The 24,516-nt window shown below is 44.3% G+C and carries 25 protein-coding genes; 19 read left to right on the top strand and 6 right to left on the bottom strand.

Annotated elements, in window-relative coordinates:
• Window positions 1-42 precede the first annotated feature (42 nt).
• Genes VTH8203_RS08600 through phoU form a run of 4 tightly spaced genes read left to right on the top strand, consistent with a single transcriptional unit; the run spans window position 43 to window position 5,431 of the window.
• Window positions 43-2,229, top strand: a complete 2,187-nt coding sequence (locus VTH8203_RS08600; RefSeq protein WP_096993300.1) for an ABC transporter permease subunit — start codon at window positions 43-45, stop codon at window positions 2,227-2,229.
• Between the two features lie 20 nt (window positions 2,230-2,249).
• A complete protein-coding gene (pstA, locus tag VTH8203_RS08595; RefSeq protein ID WP_096993299.1) occupies window positions 2,250-3,896 on the top strand; it encodes a phosphate ABC transporter permease PstA in 1,647 nt (548 codons plus the stop codon).
• 2 nt (window positions 3,897-3,898) lie between these two features.
• On the top strand, window positions 3,899-4,717 hold the full coding sequence (gene pstB, locus VTH8203_RS08590) for a phosphate ABC transporter ATP-binding protein PstB (RefSeq protein ID WP_096993298.1): 819 nt from the start codon (window positions 3,899-3,901) through the stop codon (window positions 4,715-4,717).
• Between the two features lie 18 nt (window positions 4,718-4,735).
• Window positions 4,736-5,431 carry a phosphate signaling complex protein PhoU gene (gene phoU / locus VTH8203_RS08585; protein WP_096993297.1) on the top strand — a complete coding sequence of 232 codons (696 nt, stop codon included), beginning with the start codon at window positions 4,736-4,738 and terminating at the stop codon, window positions 5,429-5,431.
• Between the two features lie 9 nt (window positions 5,432-5,440).
• Here phoU and VTH8203_RS08580 read toward each other — a convergent pair whose 3' ends face one another.
• The 4 genes from VTH8203_RS08580 to VTH8203_RS08565 form a co-directional block, all read right to left on the bottom strand.
• Window positions 5,441-5,929, bottom strand: a complete 489-nt coding sequence (locus VTH8203_RS08580) for a hypothetical protein (protein WP_096993296.1) — start codon at window positions 5,927-5,929, stop codon at window positions 5,441-5,443.
• A gap of 92 nt (window positions 5,930-6,021) precedes the next feature.
• Complete coding sequence (locus VTH8203_RS08575) at window positions 6,022-6,963, bottom strand: LysR family transcriptional regulator (RefSeq protein ID WP_096993295.1); 942 nt, start codon at window positions 6,961-6,963, stop codon at window positions 6,022-6,024.
• A gap of 80 nt (window positions 6,964-7,043) precedes the next feature.
• Window positions 7,044-7,793: a copper homeostasis protein CutC gene (locus VTH8203_RS08570; protein ID WP_096993294.1), complete on the bottom strand. Its 750-nt coding sequence runs from the start codon at window positions 7,791-7,793 to the stop codon at window positions 7,044-7,046.
• A gap of 192 nt (window positions 7,794-7,985) precedes the next feature.
• Complete coding sequence (locus tag VTH8203_RS08565; RefSeq protein WP_006074794.1) at window positions 7,986-8,594, bottom strand: peroxiredoxin; 609 nt, start codon at window positions 8,592-8,594, stop codon at window positions 7,986-7,988.
• Window positions 8,595-8,781: 187 nt separating this feature from the next.
• Between VTH8203_RS08565 and VTH8203_RS08560 the strand changes: the two genes are divergently transcribed.
• Entirely contained in the window at window positions 8,782-9,687 is a 906-nt protein-coding gene (locus VTH8203_RS08560; RefSeq protein WP_096993311.1) for a hydrogen peroxide-inducible genes activator, read from the top strand.
• 759 nt (window positions 9,688-10,446) lie between these two features.
• Here VTH8203_RS08560 and VTH8203_RS08555 read toward each other — a convergent pair.
• Window positions 10,447-10,917, bottom strand: a complete 471-nt coding sequence (locus tag VTH8203_RS08555) for a CBS domain-containing protein (protein WP_096993293.1) — start codon at window positions 10,915-10,917, stop codon at window positions 10,447-10,449.
• Between the two features lie 255 nt (window positions 10,918-11,172).
• Between VTH8203_RS08555 and queA the strand changes: the two genes are divergently transcribed.
• The 5 genes from queA to secF all read left to right on the top strand — a co-directional run bounded on the left by queA (window position 11,173) and on the right by secF (window position 16,845).
• Window positions 11,173-12,225, top strand: coding sequence for a tRNA preQ1(34) S-adenosylmethionine ribosyltransferase-isomerase QueA (gene queA, locus VTH8203_RS08550; protein WP_096993292.1), 1,053 nt, complete (start codon window positions 11,173-11,175; stop codon window positions 12,223-12,225).
• Window positions 12,226-12,376: 151 nt separating this feature from the next.
• Window positions 12,377-13,510: a tRNA guanosine(34) transglycosylase Tgt gene (tgt, locus tag VTH8203_RS08545; RefSeq protein ID WP_096993291.1), complete on the top strand. Its 1,134-nt coding sequence runs from the start codon at window positions 12,377-12,379 to the stop codon at window positions 13,508-13,510.
• Window positions 13,511-13,679: 169 nt separating this feature from the next.
• Complete coding sequence (gene yajC / locus VTH8203_RS08540; RefSeq protein ID WP_006074799.1) at window positions 13,680-14,009, top strand: preprotein translocase subunit YajC; 330 nt, start codon at window positions 13,680-13,682, stop codon at window positions 14,007-14,009.
• A 22-nt stretch (window positions 14,010-14,031) separates the two neighbouring features.
• Entirely contained in the window at window positions 14,032-15,888 is a 1,857-nt protein-coding gene (gene secD / locus VTH8203_RS08535) for a protein translocase subunit SecD (RefSeq protein ID WP_096993290.1), read from the top strand.
• A 9-nt stretch (window positions 15,889-15,897) separates the two neighbouring features.
• Window positions 15,898-16,845: a protein translocase subunit SecF gene (gene secF, locus VTH8203_RS08530; RefSeq protein ID WP_096993289.1), complete on the top strand. Its 948-nt coding sequence runs from the start codon at window positions 15,898-15,900 to the stop codon at window positions 16,843-16,845.
• Window positions 16,846-17,037: 192 nt separating this feature from the next.
• On the opposite strand, the gene suhB is transcribed toward secF, so the two are convergent.
• Entirely contained in the window at window positions 17,038-17,841 is an 804-nt protein-coding gene (gene suhB, locus VTH8203_RS08525; protein WP_096993288.1) for an inositol-1-monophosphatase, read from the bottom strand.
• A 177-nt stretch (window positions 17,842-18,018) separates the two neighbouring features.
• Between suhB and trmJ the strand changes: the two genes are divergently transcribed.
• The 9 genes from trmJ to iscX all read left to right on the top strand — a co-directional run bounded on the left by trmJ (window position 18,019) and on the right by iscX (window position 24,438).
• Window positions 18,019-18,750 (top strand): tRNA (cytosine(32)/uridine(32)-2'-O)-methyltransferase TrmJ, encoded by a 732-nt coding sequence (gene trmJ, locus VTH8203_RS08520; RefSeq protein ID WP_096993287.1) that lies wholly within the window; start codon window positions 18,019-18,021, stop codon window positions 18,748-18,750.
• A gap of 112 nt (window positions 18,751-18,862) precedes the next feature.
• Entirely contained in the window at window positions 18,863-19,369 is a 507-nt protein-coding gene (iscR, locus tag VTH8203_RS08515; protein WP_096993286.1) for a Fe-S cluster assembly transcriptional regulator IscR, read from the top strand.
• Window positions 19,370-19,398: 29 nt separating this feature from the next.
• Entirely contained in the window at window positions 19,399-20,613 is a 1,215-nt protein-coding gene (locus VTH8203_RS08510; protein WP_096993285.1) for an IscS subfamily cysteine desulfurase, read from the top strand.
• A gap of 33 nt (window positions 20,614-20,646) precedes the next feature.
• Window positions 20,647-21,027, top strand: coding sequence for a Fe-S cluster assembly scaffold IscU (gene iscU / locus VTH8203_RS08505; RefSeq protein ID WP_006072582.1), 381 nt, complete (start codon window positions 20,647-20,649; stop codon window positions 21,025-21,027).
• Window positions 21,028-21,085: 58 nt separating this feature from the next.
• On the top strand, window positions 21,086-21,409 hold the full coding sequence (gene iscA / locus VTH8203_RS08500; RefSeq protein WP_096993284.1) for an iron-sulfur cluster assembly protein IscA: 324 nt from the start codon (window positions 21,086-21,088) through the stop codon (window positions 21,407-21,409).
• Between the two features lie 67 nt (window positions 21,410-21,476).
• A complete protein-coding gene (hscB, locus tag VTH8203_RS08495; RefSeq protein WP_096993283.1) occupies window positions 21,477-21,992 on the top strand; it encodes a co-chaperone HscB in 516 nt (171 codons plus the stop codon).
• Between the two features lie 22 nt (window positions 21,993-22,014).
• A complete protein-coding gene (hscA, locus tag VTH8203_RS08490; RefSeq protein ID WP_096993282.1) occupies window positions 22,015-23,865 on the top strand; it encodes a Fe-S protein assembly chaperone HscA in 1,851 nt (616 codons plus the stop codon).
• 19 nt (window positions 23,866-23,884) lie between these two features.
• Entirely contained in the window at window positions 23,885-24,223 is a 339-nt protein-coding gene (fdx, locus tag VTH8203_RS08485) for an ISC system 2Fe-2S type ferredoxin (RefSeq protein ID WP_096993281.1), read from the top strand.
• A gap of 14 nt (window positions 24,224-24,237) precedes the next feature.
• Window positions 24,238-24,438 (top strand): Fe-S cluster assembly protein IscX, encoded by a 201-nt coding sequence (gene iscX / locus VTH8203_RS08480; protein WP_096993280.1) that lies wholly within the window; start codon window positions 24,238-24,240, stop codon window positions 24,436-24,438.
• The last annotated feature ends 78 nt before the right edge of the window (window positions 24,439-24,516 follow it).

Genomic DNA, 24,516 nt, shown 5'->3' with positions numbered 1-24,516 from the left:
TCGTAAGATTCTAAACGTCATCACAGAGAACCAATATAGATTATGGCAACGGCCAACTTTTCGTTACAAACCAAAGATCGTAAGAGACTGATGAAGGACCGTTTGGTGCGCTGGATCGTGTCTTTTGGCGGTTTGAGCGTATTGGCAAGTTTGATCTTTATTTTTGTCTATCTAGCTTATGTCACCTTCCCTTTGTTTTCTGAAGCAAAAGTGTCATGGTCACAAGGGGTTGAGATAAGTATAGATAAACCTATTACTTACAGTGCAATAGATGATCATGGTACTCAAGCTGCTTTTGTGACATCGAATGGTGAAATTATTGAACAATCTCTTCGTTCAGGTCAGCAAACGCTCCGTCAAATCCCAATTGATGCTGTAAAACTCAAGGCCGTGAACAATAACGGTTTCATTGTTATTGACTCGAAGCAGCGTTTGGCCTTCATTCAACCAAAATTTCAATGGCAGCCTGAAAAAGGCGAGAGTACTTTGGAGCTTGAGCTGCCGAAAGGTGCTGACTGGATAGCCACTAACGCCATTAACACTTCATTAGTCACCGCAGCAAGTGACTCGAATCAAACGACCTTCGCAATGGTCGATGATAAGGGTTTGATTTATCTAATGTGGCAGACTGCCGATGCATCGATGACTCAACCCCAAGTCGCACATATGCTGACGACGATTGCGCCATTGGGTTCTGTCGATGAAATAGTGTTAACCCCAGATGCGCAAACTATTTATGCACGAAGTGGTAACGAACTGGCCGTCATTCGCAGAGGAGAAAGCGATCTTATTGTTCGTGAGCTGGTGGATTTAACCGCGCCAAACGATGCCAAAGCCATTGGACTTAAATTATTATCTGGTGCTCATTCTCTGTTAGTGGAATACGACAACAATCAAGTTTGGCAATGGTTTGATGTTGTTAAACAAGACGCGAGACAGTTAACCTCCATTCGCTCATTTGATTTTAAAGCGCCGCTAGATTCGCTGCTGCCTGAGCATTTGAATAAGGGGTTCATTACGGTTTTAACTGATGGCACCTTCCAGAGTAATTACACGACCAGTGAGCGTGTCGTCTTATCGAGTACTTTACCTAATCAAGCACCAGTACGGACCTCTGCATTGTCAAACAATAACCTGTATGCGCTCGTGCTATCGGGAGATTCACCGTATGTGGGCAAAATTGATAGTCCACATCCAGAAATATCGTTTTCGGCATTGTTTGATAAGGTTTGGTATGAAAGTTATCCAGAGCCTGAATTTGTTTGGCAAACAACCGCAGCCTCAGATGAATTTGAAGGTAAATACAGCTTAGTACCGATTGCCTTTGGTACGATCAAAGCAGCGTTGTTTGCTATGCTGTTTGCTGTGCCGATCGCTGTCTTTGGTGCGATTTATACCGCCTACTTTATGTCGTCTAGTATGCGCAAAGTAGTGAAACCAACGATAGAATTAATGGAGGCTTTGCCAACGGTCATAATCGGCTTCCTTGCTGGGCTTTGGTTTGCCCCTATCGTGGAAACACATTTACCTGCGGTGTTGTTGTTATTAATTACGCTGCCGATGATTTGCCTCACTGCTGGTGTCATTTGGTATTTGATACCTCGTCAATACACGAGCAAACTACCAAGTGGTCTACATCCGTTTACATTAATTCCTGTCATCATTATTGCGATGTATCTAGCGATGACGTACTCCACGGATATGGAAGTGCTGTTTTTCCATGGTGATGCACGAGTTTTCCTAGCGCAACATGGCATCGACTTTGACCAAAGAAATGCGTTGGTGGTCGGTTTTGCTATGGGATTTGCGGTTATCCCAACGATTTTCACAATCGCTGAAGACGCTATCTTCTCGGTCCCCAAACACCTCTCCGATGGCTCCTTAGCCTTAGGTGCAACCCAGTGGCAAACCTTAGTCTATGTGGTCTTACTCACAGCAAGCCCAGGGATCTTTTCGGCGATTATGATGGGGTTAGGTCGTGCAGTTGGTGAAACCATGATCGTACTGATGGCGACAGGTAACACCCCAATTATGGATTGGAACATTTTTGAGGGAATGCGAACCCTCTCTGCCACTATGGCTGTAGAACTACCGGAATCTGAAGTCGGAAGCAGTCATTATCGTTTGCTGTTTTTAATTGCGTTGATTTTATTTAGCTTTACCTTTGTGGTGAATTCACTTGCTGAGTGGGTCAGACAAAGACTGCGGGAGAAATACAGTGCGCTGTAGAGTGGGAGAGGAGTCTTATGATGTTTAAGTGGCTCAAATCTGGCGCACCTTGGGTCTGGCTGACGGGCGGCGCGGTGAGTATTAGCTTAATATCCGTTCTTGGTCTTTTGTTATTGATTGGTTGGAAAGGGCTTACCTATTTTTGGCCTGCTCCGCTTTATCAATGGCAGGATGAAAACGGCAAACAGCTGATAGGGCAAATCTACTCAAAAACGTGGGTGCCAATTCATAATATTCCTAATGCGCAGAAAGTGTTACCTCCTGAAGTGCTGGCAAAAGGGAAAGTTGAGCGATTTAGCATTAAAGTTGCAAACCGAGATCTCTATGGGGTCGATTTTATATCATTACTTGCGCCTCAACTTAGTGACCAAGCTACGCCCGAAGATCTTGCTGTTATTGAGCGCACTCGTGGTGGAGACTTCTTTGGGCGAATTATCGCGTTAAAGACAACAGAGGAAGAAGTATCGACCGGACTCGATAGCTTGTTGACGCTTGAGATTCAACAGGTTGCGCTCACTCGCGAACAGATTAATGATACGATTCAACGTAGAATCCGTGGTTTAAATCACCAGTTAGAGGCGTTGCGCTTAAAGCAGCGCCGTGACTCTCTTAATGGAGAGTTATCTGAAGGACGCACCCTGCGTTATGAGCAACAAGTGGATATCATTCATCAACAACTTTCCCAAAGTGAAAGCGAGTTAGATGCTCTGCGCAAAGAATTAAGCAGTAAAGTACTGATTGTTGAAGATATGCGTGGTGAACGTCTTGAAATTGGTCTAAACCGCGTGCTTGATTTTTGGTATCCCAATAACATGTCTTTTTCTGACAAACTGGCGCACTGGAGCGGGCAAATTTGGAAGTTCCTCTCTGAGGATCCTCGAGAGTCAAACTCTGAGGGCGGTGTGTTCCCGGCCATATTCGGTACGGTGCTATTAGTTATTATTATGTCAATAATGGTAATGCCTCTAGGAGTGCTGGTGGCGGTGTACCTGCATGAGTATGCGGAGAATAATACGCTCACACGAATGATTCGAGTTGGTGTGATTAACCTAGCGGGTGTGCCGTCTATTGTATATGGTGTATTTGGGTTAGGCTTTTTCGTATACACCATTGGTGGTTCTATTGATTCGCTGTTCTACGCAGAGAGGTTACCTGCACCAACGTTTGGTACGCCGGGTTTATTGTGGTCTGCGCTAACATTAGCGATTCTCACCTTGCCGGTGGTGATTGTCGCAACGGAAGAAGGGCTAAATCGAATTCCGGTGTCCGCAAGACATGGTTCCTTAGCCTTAGGCGCTACACAATCTGAAACGCTGTGGCGCATCGTATTGCCTATGGCAAGCCCTGCTATCATTACGGGACTGATCTTGGCGGTAGCGAGAGCTGCGGGGGAGGTAGCGCCTTTAATGTTAGTTGGTGTGGTGAAATTGGCATCAAGCCTGCCCATCGATTCGCAGTTTCCATTTTTGCATCTAGAGCGTAAATTTATGCACCTAGGCTTTCATATCTATGATGTGGGCTTTCAGACCTCGAACATTGAAGCGGCAAGACCTTTAGTCTATGCCACCTCGTTCCTGTTGGTGACGGTTGTTGTTGGGCTAAACTTAACAGCAATCGCCATTCGAAATAACCTGCGCGAAAAATATCGAACATTAGGACAAGATTAATCATGTTTTCTATCAATCAGACTTTGGGTTACCCCACGCCTTTAGATGTAAATAATCTAAGCGATGAACAGACCGCTATTGCGATAGAAAACTTGAATCTGTTTTATCGCGATAAACAAGCACTTTATGACGTATCTATGCGGATTCCCAAAGGGCAGGTGACCGCATTTATCGGGCCATCAGGTTGTGGTAAATCCACACTGCTTCGTTGTATCAACCGAATGAATGATTTGATTGAAGGCTGTACGGTAACAGGGCAAGTGAAATTGCATGGTGGCAATGTTTATCACCCGGATGTGGATGTGGCAACGTTACGAAGACGAGTTGGGATGGTGTTTCAGCGTCCGAATCCATTTCCAAAGTCTATCTACGAGAATGTAGTTTATGGATTGCGACTTCAAGGAATTAAAAACAGCCGAAATCTCGATGATGCAGTAGAGCGAGCGTTACGCTCAGCAGCGCTTTGGGATGAGGTCAAAGATAGATTACACGAGAATGCGTTTGGGCTCTCTGGCGGGCAACAACAACGTTTAGTGATTGCTCGCGCTATTGCTATGGAACCTGAGGTCTTGTTGCTCGATGAGCCGACCTCGGCGTTGGATCCTATCTCAACCTTAACTATTGAAGAGCTCATCAACGATCTGAAAAACAAGTATACCGTAGTCATTGTGACGCATAACATGCAGCAAGCCGCGCGAGTTAGTGATCATACTGCCTTTATTCACTTAGGAAAATTGGTAGAGTATGCGGATACTGATACTATATTTACCTCACCGATTGAAAAACAAACCGAAGACTATATTACAGGTCGTTACGGTTAATTAAGGAAGTTGTTGGACATGCATTTTGGTCGTCATATCTCTGGTCAATTTAATGCCGAATTAGAATCGATACGTACTCACGTTTTAACGATGGGAGGACTGGTCGAGCAGCAGTTATCCTTTGCGATGCAGGCACTACACAAAGACGATATTGAACTAGCAAAAAAAGTGGTTAGGGATGATCACAAAGTCAATGCGATGGAAGTGTCTATAGATGAAGCCTGTACACGCATCATTGCTAAGCGCCAACCAACAGCCAAAGATCTTCGTTTAGTAATGGCGATCATTAAAACGATCACCGATCTTGAACGTATTGGTGATGTGGCAACTCGAATTGCACGTGTTGCCATAGAGCAGCCATCAACCAAGCAGCAAAAATTTCATGTCTCTTTAGAGCCATTATGCCGACAAGCTATCACCATGTTACATCAAGTGCTCGATGCCTTTGCTCGAATGGATGTCGATGCTGTTGCTGAAGTCTATAAATTAGATGATAAGTTGGATGCTGAATATGAGGCGGTGGTGCGTCAGTTAATGACGTATATGATGGAAGACCCGAAGAACATTCCGAACATTCTTCAGGTCATGTGGTCAGCTCGAGCGATTGAACGTGTCGGTGACCGTTGCCAGAATATTTGTGAATACATTATTTACTTCGTAAAGGGCAAGGATATCCGCCACCTAGATGAACAAGCTATTAATGATATTCTCTGACTATCAGGCTTAGAAACGGCCAATGATACCGAAGTTTAACGTCACATTCGAACCTATAGGAATATAGGTATCTTGAGAGTTAAACACGTCATAATCGAAGCCACTTTTTAGTCCGAAACTAGAGTTGAGCATATATACGTAGCTAGCGCCAATGCTTAAACCTATGGCATTGCGGCTATTAATTTCATTGTTTCGACTCTGCTCCCCACGATAGTCTGCAATACCAAACTCGGCTTGCAGACCATGATCTTGACGATGACCAAACATATGTTGCAAGCCGAGACGATAAGAGTCGATACGTTCATCGTACCTGTCCGTTTGGTAGGTTTTGCGAGCAAAATTGAAATAAACAGCATCCATGCCAATAGTGTCAGTGATACCTAACTGAATCCCAGCACCGTTATACAGTCCGATTTTTACGTCAGGTGAAACGTGAAATGTTGCAGCGGAAAGATTAAATGACAGGATAGAAGCCAGTGGTAATAAGAGCCTTTTCATCAATGCACCTTTTTGGGGATCGAACAGTAAAAGAGCGTTAATGTTAGCCGTGACCTAGATTCACGGCTAAAAAGTGTTACTTATAGCTGAGATTAGTTCTGATTATTGATGTGCTGTAAAAGCTTGTTTCGTAAAATCCCTTCCAACCATTTTGCTTTTGGAGAGTGGCGATTCTTGTTATGAATATAAGCAAAAAGGCCTTTCGTATAGATTTGCCCATTGAGTTCTACTTTTAATGAGCGGAGTTGCTGACTGTGGTGGCGCGGTAACAGGTTTGAGTGGGGCAGAAGCATATCTGTTGCGGCGACGACATCAATGATAGCCAGCACGACTTCAGAGCGAAAGCCGACTTTTGCTTCGTAGCCGTGTTGCTCTAGGATTTGTGCCGCAAAACTAAAATGGTCATTCCACCCGGGCGAAATCAGAGAAGCGATTTCATATTGGGCAGCATCGTGAGGGGTAATAATTTGGTTCTTTAGCGGATGACCTTGACGTACGTAAACACGAGCCTCCATATCGGCCAGCTTATCTCTGGCAATTTCCTTAGAGATGCTATCTAAATCATAATGTATCCCTATAAAGACATCACCACTTCGAAGTTGCTCTGGAGTTTGTTGAGTCCAACTGGTCAGTTCTAAGTTAAGGCTAGGTGCTTGCTTGCGAAGTTCTGAGAACAGCGAGCCAGCTAAGCAGGAGAGTACAATCGGAGCCAAGGCGATTTTGATGGTGCCTTCTAGCTCACTCGGGGTGAAGTCAGAAAGCTGTTCTAGTGAGGTCTCAAGTCCATCAAAATACGACCCAATCTTCTCCTCAATCTGGAGAGCAAATGGCGTGGGTTCTAACCCTCCTTGCACTTTGACAAAAAGCTCGTCTTCAAAATGAAAACGCAGCTTTTGCAGAGCTTGGCTAATCGCTGGCTGCGTGACAAACAAGCGTTCTGCCGTCTTACGGGCATTACGCTCTTGCAGCAGAACTCGGAAGGTTCTGAGTAAATTCAGATCAAGCTTCTGAAAAAGAGTAGCTGACGTTTTCATACATCCCTAAAACAAAATAGTAATGAGTGGTAAGTCGTTCAGTATACAAGGCTAGCCACTTACAGCGTGACTCATCGAGGTTACAGTGAGTTTAGTACCTTAGCGACCGCTCGAATTTTGTCACTACTTGTCACCGGAATGGCAAAATCATCAACGTCATTACTCCCCATTTTGGCGGTATCAGCAACAAAATGCATTTTGCTTTTTCTTGTCGACTTACCAGACAAGTGAACTTCTTTTATATGACTATGGGAAACAATCGCAGCGACATTCTCTGCATTTACACCGGCACCAGCCATAAGCTCTATTCGTCCATTTGCGAGAGTATAAAGCTTAGCAAGCATCGCTTTGCCATCTAATGCAGTGGCGCAAAGACCTGATGTTAGTATGCGCTCACACCCTAGTGCAATCACATCCTCTAAGGCCTGTTCAGGATGTCTACATTGGTCAAATGCTCGGTGAAAGGTCACGCCAAGTTTTAGCTCGTGGGCGAGTTTTGACAAGCGAATAGAGCGAGGCATATCCACATTACCATCTTTATCAAGTAGTCCTAAAACCACACCTTGAGCACCATATTTAGCTGCCGTACGTATGTCTTCAGCCATGATTTCGACATCATCACAATCATAGAGAAAGTCACCTTGTCTTGGGCGAATCATGACATAAACAGGAACGGACGCTGATTGAACCGCCTGCTTGATTAAGCCTGCATTAGGAGTCAGTCCTCCCAATGCTAGAGAGGAACATAATTCAATCCGGGTAGCGCCACCTGCAATGGCGAGTGAGAGGGACTCGATGTTGTCGATACAGACTTCAAGTTGGTAATTCATATTGCTTCTCAGTAACTATACTGGTTATCAATATATCTTTGCTTACGACATCTGAAAATAGAAAAAGCCCGAGTCGTGACTCGGGCTTTAATTTTTTGGCTAACTCGTTTCTTCTTCAATGATTGGCTGCGTTTTTCGCTTTATATTTATCCAACCATCAACCCTGATTGAGCGCAGGGTGAAGGCATCGAATTATTTAGACAGGTCGTCTGCGTGCTCAGATAGGAACGCTGCAACACCTTTTGGAGATGCGTCCATACCTGCTTTACCTTCTTCCCATTGCGCAGGACATACTTCGCCGTGCTTCTGGTGGAAGTTTAGAGCGTCAACCATACGTAGCATCTCGTCGATGTTACGGCCTAGAGGTAGGTCGTTAACTACTTGGTGACGTACAAGACCGTCTTCGTCGATTAGGAAAGAACCACGGAAAGCAACGCCTGCTTCTGGGTGCTCTACATCATACGCTTGGCAGATTTCGTGTTTAACGTCTGCAACTAGAGGGTACTTAACTTGACCAATACCGCCATCTTCGATAGCAGTGTTGCGCCATGCGTTGTGAGAGAACTGAGAATCGATAGAAACACCGATAACTTCACAACCTTTAGCTTGGAAATCAGCAAGACGGTTGTCGAATGCGATCAGTTCAGATGGGCAAACGAAAGTGAAGTCTAGTGGGTAGAAGAATACAACTGCTTTTTTACCTTTAGTGAACTCAGCAAAGTTAAAGTTCTCAACGATATCACCGTTACCTAGAACAGCTGCTGCAGTAAAGTCTGGGGCTTGACGACCAACTAGTACCATTTTTTTGCTCCTAAATAGAGTTTAATTCAAACCATTTTTGGTTTGGTCCGTATTTGTGCGAGACAAACTATAGTACACATTGTAGTATTGAAAAAAGCGAAATTAATAGATTAATTCCATCGAAAAAAGCGATGAAGCAGTTATGTCGATTCCTTTTTTTATATTGGTCCAAAAACAGGCAGTTATCATGAATAAATGGCCCAGTTTAAAGCAGCTTCATTACTTGGTTACTCTGCACGAAACACGACATTTTAGTGAAGCGGCAGAGCGTTGTTTCGTCAGTCAGTCTACGTTAAGCAAAGGAATTCAAAATCTAGAAGAGCTGATAGGCTGTCCTTTGTATGAGAAGAAGGACAAGAAGAGTCCGCTGGTGTTTACTCAAGCAGGCGAAATGGTGGTTTCACAAGGACGAGAGCTTTTAGCTAAGGGGCAAGATCTCATCGAGCTGGGTAATTTGTGTCAAGGCGACGCCATGCAGGGACAATTAAAGCTCGGCTGTATTCCTACTATAGCGCCGTTTCTACTGTGTGACTTAGTACAAGAAGTGAATGCTCGTTACCCACAGTTAAATCTATTGCTTAGGGAAGACACGACGGCAAACCTACTGGCGGCATTGAGACACGGTGAACTGGATGTGCTTATTCTGGCGCTGCCAATGGACATTGGTAATATGGACAGCTGCATTGTCGGTCATGACCCGTTTAAAATGGTGATCAGTCGTAATCAAGCTGACCGAATTCGAGTTCCGATTAAGTACGATGATCTTCCGGATGAGTCCGTTTTTCTGTTAGAAAATGAACACTGTTTAACAGAACATGCTGTGTCCGCCTGCAAACTCACCGAAAAAGAGAAAATCAACCCTTTCAGTGCCACGAGTTTGCATACGTTGGTACAAATGGTCGCTAATGGTTTAGGCACGACCTTTATCCCACAGATGGCCATTGAACATGGTTTATTAGAGAACCAAAATCTTATTGTGGTCGAACCGCCGGGACAGCAAGCCCATCGTGATATTGGTTTAGTCTGGCGACCAAGTTCCTCGCGGCGCGATTCATTTTTGCAACTGGCGGATGTGGTCTCTGAACTACTTTAGTTTGTGTTCTGTTCTAGTAAAAAACCGTTTTATAGAGAAAGGCACCGTTATGGGTGTCTTTTTTAATGAATTAATCTAAAAACCTAAATACGTAAACCAATGCCGCTGATGTGTGATTATTGAAAAATATTTCAATCAAACTTTGCTATTCACACTGTCAATTTTACATTGTCACATTTTAATCTTCACTAGATTGATGGTCTAAACAAGGCCGTTTAAATATGTTGCCTCCAGTATTTGATGATTTCATTATTAACTGATTGATTCATTTGTTATTTAAGTTGTGTAATTTAATTACGTAATTGGCGACATTTTTCTTATTCTTCTCTGATTTTTTGTCGAAGAATAAAGTATCGAATTGTCCATTTTTTGCTTTGTAGAGTTGATACTCTAACTGGGGTTGGGTATCGTAACCATAAGGCTTGCTAATTAATTTAATCTTAATGAATAATTAATAGGTTTGAATAGGGGACGCTCGAGTCAGTAAATGAGTGAGTAACGTGTTCTGTAATTGGTTTCGTTCTAAATTTACACGGTCGATTGAACGTGTTGAAGTGATGTCGCACGATTCCACGCCAATGTTAATTTGCACATCAAAGTGTCCCTAGCGCGACTGAAAAGATGGTCACTTGGCAAGAGATCGTAAAAATTAAAACGCAAAGAGAATGCGAGAGTTGTTTTTGAGCACTGCCTCAGTAGGTCTGTAATGTCTACTGAATGTCGGTAAGTTTGAGCGGCGTCAGCCGCTCTTTTTTTTAATTACGCGTTCAGTAACTCTGAGTCACTCTCCGTTTCTATTTCATCAGGCTCGACTTCTTCTTGAAGCTCTAGCAAATTAATGGCGATTGCGACGAAATCACTGTCAGTAATAATGCCGACTAATCGCTTGTTTTTTACCACGGGCAAGCATCCGACCTTATGCTTTTGCATATAGATTGCACTTTCTTTCAATCCAGCTCTTGGCTCAACGGTCATAATATTGCAATGCATGAGTTCACTGAGTGGAGTCGATAATGTGTAAGATTGGTCACTTGGGATCTTTTGTAGGATGGATTCTTGAGCCGCTAAAACATCGCGTTGAGAGACAATGCCAAGCAAATGACGCTCTGCATCGACAATAGGTATATGCCTGATATCGAGCGCTTCCATAGTATGTTTAGCATCGGCTAATGAGTGAGACCGCAATAGGGTGTGAGGGTTGCGAGTCATCATATCTTCGACCTTAATCATAGGGCCTCCAACTCGTTCTGATTGTGTACTTTAACTATAGAATTTTTCACTGATTAAGTCTGAGACAATCGTCGTTTTTTGTCGCTCCAGTCACAAAATAAGCTTACTAATATTAAGGTCAAAAATGGCACATAAAAAACACCGAATAACGATGGGGAGGTGACGGTTCAGCTTGCTATTCCAACGGGTCACTTTATACTATGCGGCTGCGAATTTTTTCGCCGTTTTTGTCGCTTAATATAGAAGATTGGTGTTATGCAAGTTTCAGATTTTCATTTTGATTTACCAGATGAGCTTATCGCGCGCTACCCTAAAGCCGAACGAAGCTCAAGCCGACTGCTTCAGCTAACCGGGAATACTGGTGAAGTCGTGGATGGAAACTTCACTGATATCGTTAATCAAGTCCAGCCGGGCGATTTGCTCGTGTTCAATAATACTCGCGTGATTCCAGCACGAATGTTTGGACGTAAAGCATCTGGCGGTAAAATTGAAGTACTTGTTGAACGTATGCTTGATGATAAGCGTGTGTTAGCACATGTCCGCTCTTCTAAGGCACCGAAACCAGGCACAGAGTTGTTCCTTGGTGAAAATGATGAGTTCCAAGCATTGATGGTCGCTCGCCACGATGCTCTTTTTGAGATTGAAATGCAGTCTGATAAGACGGTTCTTGATATTCTTAACGATATTGGTCACATGCCACTTCCTCCTTACATTGACCGTCCAGATGAGGATGCCGATAAAGAGCGTTACCAAACCGTTTATAACGAGAAGCCAGGCGCGGTTGCCGCTCCTACTGCTGGTCTGCACTTTGATGCTGCTGTGCTTGAGAAAATCAAAGCCAAGGGCGTGAATTTTGCCTACGTAACTTTGCATGTTGGTGCGGGTACTTTCCAACCTGTGCGAGTAGAAAATATCAACGATCATCATATGCATGCGGAATACGTTGAAGTACCGCAAGATGTGGTAGACGCGATCAATGAAACCAAGGCTAACGGTGGTCGAATTATTGCGGTTGGCACCACATCTGTACGTTCTTTGGAAAGTGCGGCGCAAGATGCTCTGAAAAATGGGACAGAGTTAGTTCCGTTTTTTGGTGACACGGAAATCTTTATCTTCCCGGGATACGAGTATCAGCTAGTAGATTGCTTAGTGACCAACTTCCATCTGCCTGAATCGACACTCATCATGCTCGTTAGCGCGTTTGCAGGCTACGACAATGTAATGAGTGCATACCAACATGCTGTAGAGCAGAAATATCGTTTCTTTAGCTATGGTGATGCGATGTTCATCACTAAAAAGACCGCTTAAGCTTTTTATTTCACTCAAGGAGCCAGTGAAATACGGTAAGGATTACCAACCTCACTAGCTAGATGGCTAGTGCATTCAAGTGCGACAAGCTACGCTTGTTAGTGCGTTTTAAGATTGAGTCAGATTGTGTCTCTGGCAATGTGGAGGCTTCGTGAAATTACAATACGAACTAAAAAAGAAAAATGGTCACGCTCGTCGTGGTCAATTGACGTTTGAACGTGGAACGGTACAAACACCTGCGTTTATGCCTGTTGGTACATACGGTACTGTGAAAGGTATGACACCAGAAGAAGTTAAAGGCACTGGCGCTGAAATTCTTCTAGGTAACACGTTCCACCTATGGTTGCGCCCAGGCCAAGAAGTCATGAAGATGCACGGCGATTTGCATGACTTCATGAACTGGCAAGGTCCAATTCTTACCGATTCAGGCGGCTTTCAAGTATTCAGTCTTGGGGACATTCGCAAAATCACTGAAGAGGGTGTGCATTTCCGTAACCCAGTAAACGGTGACAAGATTTTCATGGATGCTGAAAAATCGATGGAAATTCAGAAAGATCTTGGCTCTGATATCGTGATGATTTTTGACGAATGTACGCCATACCCAGCAACACATGCGGAAGCGAAAAAGTCGATGGAAATGTCATTGCGTTGGGCACAGCGTTCACGCGACCATTTCGACCAGCTAGAGAACCCTAACTCGCTGTTTGGTATCGTTCAAGGTAGCGTGTACGAAGATCTGCGTGATGTGTCAGTGGAAGGTCTAACGAACATTGGCTTCGACGGTTATGCGGTTGGTGGTCTTGCTGTTGGTGAGCCAAAAGAAGACATGCACCGAGTACTAGAGCATACAACACCTAAACTTCCTGAAGATAAGCCTCGTTACTTAATGGGTGTGGGTAAGCCTGAAGACTTAGTTGAAGGTGTTCGTCGTGGTATCGATATGTTTGACTGCGTAATGCCGACACGAAACGCACGTAATGGACACCTATTTGTGACCGGTGGCATTGTTAAGATCCGTAATGCAACGAACAAAACAGATACAGGTCCATTGGATGAACATTGTGATTGTTACACCTGTAAGAATTACTCTAAAGCGTATTTGCACCACTTAGATCGCTGTAATGAAATCTTGGGTGCCCGCTTAAACACGATTCACAACTTACGCTACTACCAACGTCTAATGGAAAGCATCCGCACAGCAATTGATGAAGACCGTTTTGATGCGTTTGTAGAAGAGTTTTACGCACGACGCAATCGCGAAGTGCCGCCGCTAGATATGAAATAGTTGGCTAAATAAACGGCTATCCCTGCAATTGGTAACAAATCCTAGCTATCGGTCACATTTTTTGTGTGTTTAAGTCGCTAAGAAACATTGAGTTACCTTTTGCTTCTTGAAAAGATAGGGGGATAGCCCAATTTTGGATATGTATTTACATTAAAGAGGATGTTTTCCGATGAGTTTGATTTCTGCAGCTCACGCAGCTGAAGCGGCACCACAAGGTGGCGGTTTTGAAATGCTAATTATGCTTGGCATGTTTGCGGTAATTTTCTACTTCATGATTTACCGCCCACAAGCGAAGCGTGCTAAAGAGCATAAAAACCTAATGGCTTCTATGGGTAAGGGTGATGAAGTCCTAACTAATGGCGGTTTGATTGGTAAGATCACTAAAATCGCTGAAGACAACGACTACATTGCAATCGCACTAAACGACAACAATGAAGTAGTTATCAAGAAAGACTTCGTTACTGCAGTGCTACCAAAAGGTACGCTGAAGTCTCTATAAAAACAGCTAAAGGATCCTCGCTGTGCTAAACCGTTATCCTTTGTGGAAGTATCTTATGGTGTTGTTTGCCATTGGCATTGCAGCTTTGTATGCACTTCCCAATCTATACGGTGAAGATCCGGCTATTCAAATTACAGGGGCGCGTGGCGCCTCTGTTGATATGTCGACGCTGGATACTGTCACCAAAGCTCTTGATAAAGAGCAACTTTCTCTTAAGTCCATTGCTTTAGAAAATGGCTCCATTCTTGTTCGTTTTAATGATACTGACACTCAAATCAGTGCGCGCGATGTTATCAGTCAAGCTCTAGGCGAAAATTCTATTGTTGCGTTGAACCTCGCACCAGCGACACCAAACTGGTTAGAGTCTATTGGTGCAAACCCAATGAAACTGGGCTTAGATCTGCGTGGCGGTGTTCACTTCTTAATGGAAGTGGATATGGACGCTGCAATGGAAAAGCTGGTGGGTCAACAAGAAGAAGCGTTCCGCAGTGAACTTCGTGAAGATCGTATTCGTTACCGCTCTATTCGCCCATCGGGCAAAGATGGCGTAGAAGTATTGCTACGTGATGCTGAACAGCTTGCCGAAGCGAAAGCAGTACTGACAACGAAACACCCAGACATGGATTTCTTTGATTCTGACTCTAATGGTCGATTTGCACTTGTGGCTCGTTTTAAAGAAACTCGTCTGCAAGAGATTCGTAATTACGCTGTTGAGCAGAATATCACCATTTTACGTAACCGTGTAAATGAACTGGGTGTTGCTGAACCTTTGGTTCAACGTCAGGGCGCTAGCCGTATCGTTGTAGAACTTCCTGGTGTACAAGACACCGCTCGAGCAAAAGAGATTCTTGGTGCAACTGCGACGCTAGAGTTCCGTGAAGTTGACAGCTCTGCTGATCTGGCTGCTGCTGCAAATGGCCGCGCACCAGCGGGCAGTGAAATCAAGGAAGACCGAGATGGTCGCCCTGTTGTGCTTAAGAAACGCGTTATTTTAGGTGGTGCGAGCATTACCGATGCAAGCTCAAGTGCCGATGAGTACGGTCGTCCACAGGTTAACATCTCGCTAGACAGCGAAGGTGGTAACAAAATGGCAGCGTTCTCTCGTCAAAACATTGGTAAGCTGATGGCGACGGTTTTCGCTGAGTATAAAGACAGTGGTAAACGTACTCCAGAAGGCAAAATCATCCTTGATAAATATGAAGAAGTTATTAACCAAGCCACTATTCAATCGGCGCTTGGTCGCAACTTCCGAATTACAGGTATCGACTCTGCTGCTGAAGCACACAACTTAGCACTGTTACTGCGTGCTGGTGCACTGATCGCTCCAATCTCTATTGTTGAAGAGCGAACGATCGGTCCATCAATGGGTCAGCAAAATATCGACATGGGTATCAAGGCATGTATCACTGGTATGATCGCCGTTATGATCTTTACACTGGTTTACTATCGCCGATTTGGTCTGTTCGCCAATATGGCATTGATGGCTAACATTGTGCTGATTGTCGGTATTATGTCTATGATTCCAGGTGCCACGATGACCCTACCGGGCATTGCTGGTATTGTATTGACAGTCGGTATGGCAGTTGATGCTAACGTACTGATATTCGAGCGTATACGTGAAGAGCTTCAAGAGGGGCGCAACCCTCAACAAGCGATTCACCAAGGGTATGCGAACGCATTTAGTACCATCGCTGATGCAAACATTACGACGTTAATTACCGCTATCATTCTATTCGCAGTAGGTACAGGGGCTATCAAAGGCTTCGCAGTTACACTGTCGATAGGCATTATCACTTCTATGTTTACCGCCATCATTGGTACACGATGCCTCGTGAACCTAGTTTACGGTGGTAAGCGTATCAACAAGTTGTCGATCTAAGGGTTAGTTATGTTTCAAATATTGAAAGCAGACAAAACGATCGACTTTATGCGTTGGTCTAAAGCGGCATTTGCCTTGTCGCTCGTTATGATAGGTGCTGCCATTTTTACTCTATCAACCAAATGGTTGAACTGGGGCTTAGACTTTACTGGCGGTACGTTGATTGAAGTTGGCTTCGAGCAGCCAGCCAACCTTGAACAAGTTCGTTCAGCTTTAGATGCGAAAGGCTTTGGTGATGCGACAGTACAGAATTTCGGTTCCTCTCGTGATGTTATGGTACGTCTTCGTCCTCGTGATGATGTACAAGCAGAAGCATTGGGTAACCAAATTTTGGAGGCGATTAAGCAAGGTACTGGTGAAAGCGTTGAAATGCGCCGAATCGAGTTTGTGGGCCCCAATGTTGGCGATGAACTAACCGAGGCGGGCGGCCTAGCTATTCTTGTTTCGTTGATCTGTATCCTGATCTACGTATCGGTGCGGTTTGAATGGCGTCTTGCTGCTGGTGCGGTATTGGCGTTGGCACATGATATCATCATCACCCTTGGTATTTTCTCTTTGATGCAAATTGAAGTGGACTTGACCATTGTAGCTGCATTACTTACTGTTGTTGGTTATTCACTCAATGATACCATTGTAGTATTTGACCGAATTCGAGAGAACTTCCGGAAGATGCGGAATGTCGATGCTGCTGACGTTATGAATAGCTCTATTACACAAACATTAAGTCGTACATTGATTACTTCTGGCACGACATTGTTTGTAGTTATTGCGCTGTTCACCCAAGGTGGTGCGATGATTCACGGATTTGCCACTGCTTTGCTGTTAGGTATTACGGTTGGTACGTATTCATCAATCTATGTTGCGTCAGCCCTTGCCCTGAAACTGGGTATCAAGAAAGAGCACTTAATGCCCCCAGAGGTTGAGAAAGAGGGTGCTGAGTTTGATGAAATGCCTTAAGTTATTTGATTAGGATTTTATATCTTCATCCCTGCCTATACCAAGCAATAAAAGCTACTCCAAGGAGTAGCTTTTATTTTGCTGGCAATCCAACGATTTGCTGGTCAAATAGCCTTAGTTCCAAATAAAAAAATCCCGACCAATGGTCGAGATTTAAAATTCAGCTGTGACGGACTGCGATGATTAGGCTAATTATTTGAGGATTGCTTCGTTACCATTCTCACGAATGATCTTAAGCATGTTTTTAGCGCCGCGTGCACTTGCCGCAACCACATTACCAGACTTCATATACTCAGTACCACCTGCGAAGTCAGTAACGATTGCACCAGCTTCACGAGCGATAAGCTCACCGGCAGCCATGTCCCATGGTTTTAGACCTAACTCGAAGTAACCGTCTAAACGGCCAGCCGCTACGTAGCAAAGATCAAGAGCAGCAGAGCCTGCACGACGGAAGTCTGCACAATCGACGAACAAAGCAGACATTATCTTTAAGTAGCTTTCAGAGTGTTGTTTTTGTCTCGAAGGGAAACCTGTACCGATAACAGTACCTTTTAGGTCTTTCAGCGCTTTTACACGTATTCGAGCGTTGTTTAGCTGAGCACCTGCACCACGTTGAGCGGTGAATAGCTCGTTGAGCATTGGATCGTATACACACGCAACTTCAGTTTTGCCTTTAATGCGAACAGCAATAGACACTGAGAAATGTGGAATACCTTTTACGAAGTTTTGAGTGCCATCCAGTGGGTCGATGATCCATTGTACGTCGCTATCTTTACCTTCAATCAAGCCACCTTCTTCAGCGATAATGCTGTGGTCAGGGTACGATGTTTGAATAGTATGGATAATGAGTGCTTCAGCTTCTTTGTCTACGTTAGTAACAAAGTCATTAGTGCCTTTCTGTACTGACTCGATCTTGTCAGTGTTTTCTAGTGATTTAGCAATATGGTTGCCCGCTTTACGCGCAGCGCGTATAGCGATATTTAGCATTGGATGCATACGAATTTTCCCAACGGATGTTAAAGAACAAAAAGCGGCGGCGAGTATACCAAAGTTTTGGCAAAAGGGAAGTGGTTATTTTTTGCGCTGTCATTGGCGAGAGTAAAAAGACCCTGACTATTTTAGTCGGGTTTATGTTATTATTCGTCGGTTTTGTAATCTCGGTGCTATTTGACCATGCTAGACAACGTTAAAATCGTCCTCGTCGGAACTTCTCATTCAGGCAATATTGGCTCAGCCGCAAGAGCGATGAAAGTAATGGGATTGAGTCAAATGGTACTCGTTGATCCGCAATGTGAAGTCGATGCTCAAGCCATTGCACTCGCCGCAGGTGCAAGTGACATAGCGCTTGGCGCTACCATTGTTGGTACGCTGCAAGAAGCGATTGAGGATTGTGGATTAGTCGTGGGCTCGAGCGCACGTTCGCGTACGCTAGATTGGCCGATGATCGAACCGAGAGAATGCGGGGAAAAGTTTGCTATCGAAGGTGAACAACATCCTGTTGCTTTGGTATTCGGGCGTGAGCGCACTGGTTTAACCAACGAAGAGTTGCAGCTTTGTCACTTCCATACTTGCATTCCAGCAAATCCGGAATACAGTTCTCTTAACTTAGCGATGGCGGTTCAAACCTTAAGTTATGAAGTTCGTGTTGCATACTTAGAGCGTGTGGTTAACCAGTTTCCTGAACAAGAGGAAGCCGACTATCCACGTCACAAAGAGCTAGAATTATTCTACCAACACCTTGAAAAAGTGATCATCGATACCCAGTTTATTTCTAAAGATAAGCCGGGTTTGGTCATGAACAAATTACGCAGAATGTTCAGCAGAGCTCGCCCTGAGTCACAGGAAATCAACACGTTGCGTGGTATTTTAACCTCAATAGAGAAAGGGCTAGGGGTGAAAAAATAACCGCTTTTTCTGTTGGGTTAAATACCTGACTATTTTAGTCAAATAAATACTTGATTAAAATAGTCAGGTATGGAAAAATCCTAACCACATAATCAATGTGGAAACGTGTGATATGAGACTAACATCAAAAGGAAGATATGCAGTAACAGCGATGCTAGATGTCGCACTGCACTCACAGCAAAGCCCAGTACCCCTAGCAGATATTTCTGAACGTCAAGGGATTTCACTGTCTTATTTAGAGCAACTGTTCTCTAAATTGCGCAAAGCTGGTTTAGTTGCCAGTGTTCGCGGGCCAGGTGGTGGTTATCGATTAGGTTCAGAAGCATCTGATATTGCTATTGGTACAGTTATCGCTGCTGTTGATGAGTCTGTTGATGCAACCAAATGTGCTGGTAAAGGCGATTGCCAGGGTGGTACACGTTGTCTCACTCATACGCTTTGGAGAGATTTAAGCTCTCGGATTAGTGACTTCTTAAATAACATCACTCTTGGTGAGTTGATGGTAGATAACGAAGTATTAGAAATTTCAGACCGACAAGACGTAGATCTTGCGGTAAATCATGGGTTCTCAAGAAAAAGTACAAGCACCGCACCCATCGGAATCAATGTTCGCTCGTAAGTAGTGTTGCTTATACATTGGAGTAAAGAATGAAACTGCCTATATATCTAGACTACTCTGCCACATGTCCTGTAGACCCTAGGGTTGCAGAAAAGATGGTTCAATTTATGACAATGGACGGTACCTTCGGTAACCCAGCGTCACGATCGCATCGTTTTGGTTGGCAAGCAGAAGAAGCAGTAGACAACGCGCGTGAGCAAATTGCCGATCTGTTGAATGCGGATCCTCGCGAAATTATTTTCACTTCGGGCGCGACTGAATCTGACAACCTTGCGATTAAAGGTGCTGCTCACTTTTACGCGAAGAAAGGTAAGCATATCATTACCTGTAAGACAGAGCACAAAGCGGTCTTAGACCCATGCCGTCAGCTAGAGCGTGAAGGTTTCGAAGTTACTTATCTTGAGCCAGAAGCTAATGGCTTGATCGACTTAGCTAAGTTGGAAGCCGCTATGCGCGATGACACTGTGCTTGTCTCTATCATGCACGTGAATAACGAAATTGGTGTCGTTCAAGATATTACGGCTATCGGTGAATTATGCCGTAGCAAAAAAATTGTTTTCCACGTTGATGCTGCGCAATCGGCAGGCAAATTGCCTATTGATGTTCAAGAAATGAAAGTTGACTTGATCTCTATGTCAGCGCACAAAGCCTACGGTCCTAAAGGGATTGGAGCGCTTTACGTACGTCGTAAACCACGTATTCGTCTAGAAGCGCAAATGCACGGTGGTGGTCATGAGCGTGGTTTCCGTTCTGGTACGCTGCCAACACACCAAATTGTTGGTATGGGTGAAGCATTTGCTATCGCTAAGCAAGATATGCAGAAAGATTATGACCATGCGAAAGCGCTTCGTGATCGCCTACTCAATGGTGTGAAAGATCTTGAAGCGGTAACGGTTAACGGTGATCTAGAGCAACGAGTGCCACACAACTTGAATGTGAGTTTTGCATTTGTTGAAGGCGAGTCATTATTGATGTCTCTTAAAGATCTTGCTGTTTCATCGGGTTCGGCTTGTACATCTGCGAGCTTAGAGCCGTCTTATGTACTTCGTGCATTAGGACTGAACGATGAATTAGCTCATAGTTCTGTACGTTTTTCATTTGGTCGCTTTACGACTGAAGAAGACATTGATTACGCAATTGAGCAAATCACCACGGCAGTAAACAAATTACGTGACATGTCTCCTCTATGGGATATGTATAAAGAAGGGATTGACCTAGATACGGTTGAGTGGGCTCACCACTAATCTCACGGTAGTAGAGGATTCGAGGAATTTATTATGGCATATAGTGAAAAGGTTATTGACCACTATGAAAACCCACGTAATGTAGGGTCGTTCGACAAAAATGATCCAGCTGTGGGAAGTGGTATGGTAGGCGCACCAGCGTGCGGCGACGTTATGAAACTTCAAATCAAGGTAACGCCAGAAGGTATTATCGAAGATGCGAAATTTAAAACTTATGGTTGCGGCTCTGCTATCGCTTCAAGTTCGCTGGTTACCGAATGGGTAAAAGGTAAATCAATTGAAGAAGCAGCAGCGATTAAAAATGCTGAAATTGCTGAAGAACTTGAGTTGCCACCAGTGAAAGTTCACTGTTCAATTCTTGCAGAAGACGCGATCAAAGCAGCCGTAGCAGATTATAAGAAAAAGCACGACTAAATCGCTTGGATAACCAAGCCTTAATATATCATCAAGAGAAGCAAACAAAGGTTGTAGTATGGCCATCTCAATGACAGAAGCAGCAGCAAGCCGAGTAAGAGCGTTTTTAGAAAACCGCGGTAAAGGTATAGGGTTACGCTTAGGTGTAAAGACTACCGGTTGTTCTGGTATGGCCTATGTTCTTGAGTTTGTTGACGAACTTGATGATGGTGATGAAGTGTTTGAACACTCTGGTGTAAAAGTCATTATCGATGCAAAAAGCTTGGTTTATCTTGATGGAACAGAGCTTGACTACGTAAAAGAAGGCTTGAACGAAGGGTTCGAATTCAACAACCCAAACGCGAAAGGCGAATGCGGTTGTGGCGAAAGCTTTAATGTCTAACCTTTAATCATCGTGGTGCAATTGGCTTAACCAGTTGCTCCACGATTCTTGTTTGTGAGTCAATGTTATGAACCATTTCGAATTATTTGGGCTACCTATTCAGTTTGAACTGGACGGTAGCCTTCTTTCTTCTCAATTCAGAGAATTACAGCGACGCTTTCACCCTGATAATTTCGCCACTGCTTCTGAACGTGACCGTATGCTTGCGGTGCAGAAGGCGGCGCAAATTAATGACGCATACCAAGTCCTTCGTAAACCTATTTCTAGAGCGGAATATCTGTTAGCTGAAAACGGTGTAGACATTCGAGCAGAACAGCAAACTCTGCAAGATCCCATGTTCTTAATGGAACAAATGGAGCTGCGCGAAACTCTAGAAGAAATCGAATCCTCAGAGGACGTTGAATCAGAACTTTTTGACTTTGAAGCCAAGGTCAGCAAAATGTTTAAATCTCAACTTCTAGAGCTACAACAGCGACTCGAACAGCAACAGTGGCTTGAAGCCGCTGATAGCGTCAGAAAACTAAAATTTATCGCCAAGCTACAAAGTGAAATAGAACAGCTAGAAGATAAGCTGCTTGGCTAATGGAAGCTTCCAAGGATATTGAATGGCATTACTTCAAATCGCAGAACCCGGTCAAAGCTCAGCGCCCCATGAACATAAGTTGGCGGCGGGGATTGATTTAGGGACAACAAACTCTTTAGTTGCAACGGTAAGAAGTGGAGAAGCAGCAACGCTGCCAGATTCTGAAGGTAGAAAGATCCTACCATCAGTCGTGCACTATACAGAAGAGACGACCACTGTTGGCATCGATGCGCGTGATAACGCAGCCGCTGATCCGGTCAACACGATTATCTCAGTGAAACGACTGCTAGGTCGTTCACTCGCAGATGTTCAAAGCCGTTATCCATCCATGCTTTATTCATTGACCGAAAGTGACAATGGTCTACCGGTATTACAAACTCGCGGTGGGGCGAAGAATCCTATTCAAGTGTCTTCCGATATTTTAAAAGCGCTGGCTCAACGTGCAGAAGAATCATTAGGTGGTGAGCTAGCGGGTGTTGTTATTACCGTACCAGCGTATTTTGATGATGCTCAGCGCCAAGGCACAAAAGATGCGGCGAGCTTAGCAGGCTTGCACGTTTTACGTCTCCTCAACGAGCCTACCGCCGCTGCGATTGCTTATGGTTTGGATAGCGGTCAAGAAGGCGTGATTGCGGTTTATGACCTTGGTGGCGGCACCTTTGATATTTCCATTCTTCGATTATCTCGCGGTGTGTTTGAAGTGCTGGCGACAGGTGGTGATTCAGCACTAGGTGGCGATGATTTTGACCATTTGGTTGCTGAGCATTTGCAACAGCAAATTGGTAAATCTGAATTGACGTTGCAAGAGCAACGTCAATTACTAGATGCAGCAACACAAGCTAAGATTGATTTGAGTTCTTCTGATGTCGCAGATGTCGATGTGTTAGGCTGGCAAGGGACGCTGTCGAAAGCTCAATTTGAAGATCTCATTCGTGCCCTAGTCAAGAAAACACTCCTTTCCTGTCGTCGTGCCCTAAAGGATGCTGAAGTCGAGACTGAAGATGTCCTTGAGGTCGTGATGGTGGGTGGCTCTACTCGCACCCCGCTAGTTCGCGATATGGTTGGAGAGTTCTTTGGAAAAACACCACTGACTAGTATTAATCCTGATGAAGTTGTGGCCATTGGTGCGGCGATTCAAGCCGACATTCTCGCTGGCAACAAACCTGATTCAGAAATGTTGCTACTCGATGTGCTGCCTTTATCGCTTGGTATCGAAACCATGGGAGGGCTTGTTGAGAAAATCGTCCCACGAAATACCACGATTCCTGTTGCCCGTGCTCAAGAGTTTACTACTTTTAAAGACGGTCAAACGGCGATGTCGGTTCATATCGTTCAAGGTGAACGAGAAATGGTGGAAGACTGCCGCTCTCTAGCTCGATTTTCACTAAAGGGCATCCCACCAATGGCAGCGGGTGCTGCGCATATCCGTGTCACTTATCAAGTTGATGCAGATGGTTTATTGTCGGTTACTGCGATGGAGAAGAGCACTGGGATTCAATCGGATATCCAAGTAAAACCTTCTTATGGCCTAAGCGATGATGAAGTGACTAATATGCTCAAGGATTCGATGACTTACGCTAAAGATGACATGTTAGCTCGTGCATTAGCCGAACAACGTGTCGAAGCGGATCGAGTAATAGAAGGCCTAATCGCTGCGATGCAAGCAGATGGCGACGCTTTACTTAATGAGCAAGAGAAACAGGTTTTAGTTGAGGCGATTGAAGCACTGATTAAATTGCGCAATGGTGACGATGCCGATGCCATTGAACAAGGTATAAAAGATACTGACAAAGCGAGCCAGGAGTTCGCTTCTCGTCGAATGGATAAGTCCATTCGTGAGGCTCTTGCTGGTCAATCAGTAGATAACATTTAAATTCGAGGACTAAGTAGTCATGCCAAAAATAGTTGTTCTGCCCCATGAAGATCTGTGCCCAGAAGGCGCAGTGTTAGAGGCTAACGAAGGCGAAACCGTATTAGATGTGGCACTAAAGAACGGTATTGGGATTGAACATGCATGTGAAAAGTCGTGCGCTTGCACCACATGTCACGTGATTATTCGTGAAGGCTTTGATTCACTAGAAGAGAGTGAAGAGCTTGAAGACGACATGCTTGATAAAGCATGGGGTTTGGAGCCAGAATCACGTTTGGGATGCCAAGCGGTTGTTGCTGACGAAGACTTAGTAATAGAAATTCCAAAGTATACTTTAAACCACGCATCTGAAGATCACTAAAAAGTGGAGGATACATGAGCTTAACATGGACTGATTCTCGTGATATCGCTATAGAACTGTGCGATCAATTCCCAGACACGGATCCTAAAACGGTTCGTTTTACTGACTTGCATAAATGGATAACGGAACTGGAAGATTTTGATGACGATCCAAATCGTTCCAATGAGAAAATTCTCGAAGCAGTCATCTTGTGCTGGATGGACGAGTACGATTGATCAATCTCTCTAACTTTAATTCTAAAAACGGACCTTTGGTCCGTTTTTTTGTCGCTGCATGTTACATTGTTATTAATT

The sequence above is a fragment of the Vibrio thalassae genome (assembly GCF_900089835.1).
In the GTDB taxonomy this organism is placed as follows: Bacteria; Pseudomonadota; Gammaproteobacteria; order Enterobacterales; family Vibrionaceae; genus Vibrio; species Vibrio thalassae.
Note: the sequence above shows the minus strand (reverse complement) of the source record. Positions and strands in the feature narration are given on the sequence as shown.

Bases quoted from the DNA above. Each gene is read 5' to 3' on its own strand.
- VTH8203_RS08600 (WP_096993300.1), top strand. From the start codon at position 43: ATGGCAACGGCCAACTTTTCGTTACAAACCAAAGATCGTAAGAGACTG.
- pstA (WP_096993299.1), top strand. From the start codon at position 2,250: ATGTTTAAGTGGCTCAAATCTGGCGCACCTTGGGTCTGGCTGACGGGC.
- pstB (WP_096993298.1), top strand. From the start codon at position 3,899: ATGTTTTCTATCAATCAGACTTTGGGTTACCCCACGCCTTTAGATGTA.
- phoU (WP_096993297.1), top strand. From the start codon at position 4,736: ATGCATTTTGGTCGTCATATCTCTGGTCAATTTAATGCCGAATTAGAA.
- VTH8203_RS08580 (WP_096993296.1), bottom strand. From the start codon at position 5,929: ATGAAAAGGCTCTTATTACCACTGGCTTCTATCCTGTCATTTAATCTT.
- VTH8203_RS08575 (WP_096993295.1), bottom strand. From the start codon at position 6,963: ATGAAAACGTCAGCTACTCTTTTTCAGAAGCTTGATCTGAATTTACTC.
- VTH8203_RS08570 (WP_096993294.1), bottom strand. From the start codon at position 7,793: ATGAATTACCAACTTGAAGTCTGTATCGACAACATCGAGTCCCTCTCA.
- VTH8203_RS08565 (WP_006074794.1), bottom strand. From the start codon at position 8,594: ATGGTACTAGTTGGTCGTCAAGCCCCAGACTTTACTGCAGCAGCTGTT.
- VTH8203_RS08560 (WP_096993311.1), top strand. From the start codon at position 8,782: ATGAATAAATGGCCCAGTTTAAAGCAGCTTCATTACTTGGTTACTCTG.
- VTH8203_RS08555 (WP_096993293.1), bottom strand. From the start codon at position 10,917: ATGATTAAGGTCGAAGATATGATGACTCGCAACCCTCACACCCTATTG.
- queA (WP_096993292.1), top strand. From the start codon at position 11,173: ATGCAAGTTTCAGATTTTCATTTTGATTTACCAGATGAGCTTATCGCG.
- yajC (WP_006074799.1), top strand. From the start codon at position 13,680: ATGAGTTTGATTTCTGCAGCTCACGCAGCTGAAGCGGCACCACAAGGT.
- secF (WP_096993289.1), top strand. From the start codon at position 15,898: ATGTTTCAAATATTGAAAGCAGACAAAACGATCGACTTTATGCGTTGG.
- suhB (WP_096993288.1), bottom strand. From the start codon at position 17,841: ATGCATCCAATGCTAAATATCGCTATACGCGCTGCGCGTAAAGCGGGC.
- trmJ (WP_096993287.1), top strand. From the start codon at position 18,019: ATGCTAGACAACGTTAAAATCGTCCTCGTCGGAACTTCTCATTCAGGC.
- iscR (WP_096993286.1), top strand. From the start codon at position 18,863: ATGAGACTAACATCAAAAGGAAGATATGCAGTAACAGCGATGCTAGAT.
- VTH8203_RS08510 (WP_096993285.1), top strand. From the start codon at position 19,399: ATGAAACTGCCTATATATCTAGACTACTCTGCCACATGTCCTGTAGAC.
- iscU (WP_006072582.1), top strand. From the start codon at position 20,647: ATGGCATATAGTGAAAAGGTTATTGACCACTATGAAAACCCACGTAAT.
- iscA (WP_096993284.1), top strand. From the start codon at position 21,086: ATGGCCATCTCAATGACAGAAGCAGCAGCAAGCCGAGTAAGAGCGTTT.
- hscB (WP_096993283.1), top strand. From the start codon at position 21,477: ATGAACCATTTCGAATTATTTGGGCTACCTATTCAGTTTGAACTGGAC.
- hscA (WP_096993282.1), top strand. From the start codon at position 22,015: ATGGCATTACTTCAAATCGCAGAACCCGGTCAAAGCTCAGCGCCCCAT.
- fdx (WP_096993281.1), top strand. From the start codon at position 23,885: ATGCCAAAAATAGTTGTTCTGCCCCATGAAGATCTGTGCCCAGAAGGC.
- iscX (WP_096993280.1), top strand. From the start codon at position 24,238: ATGAGCTTAACATGGACTGATTCTCGTGATATCGCTATAGAACTGTGC.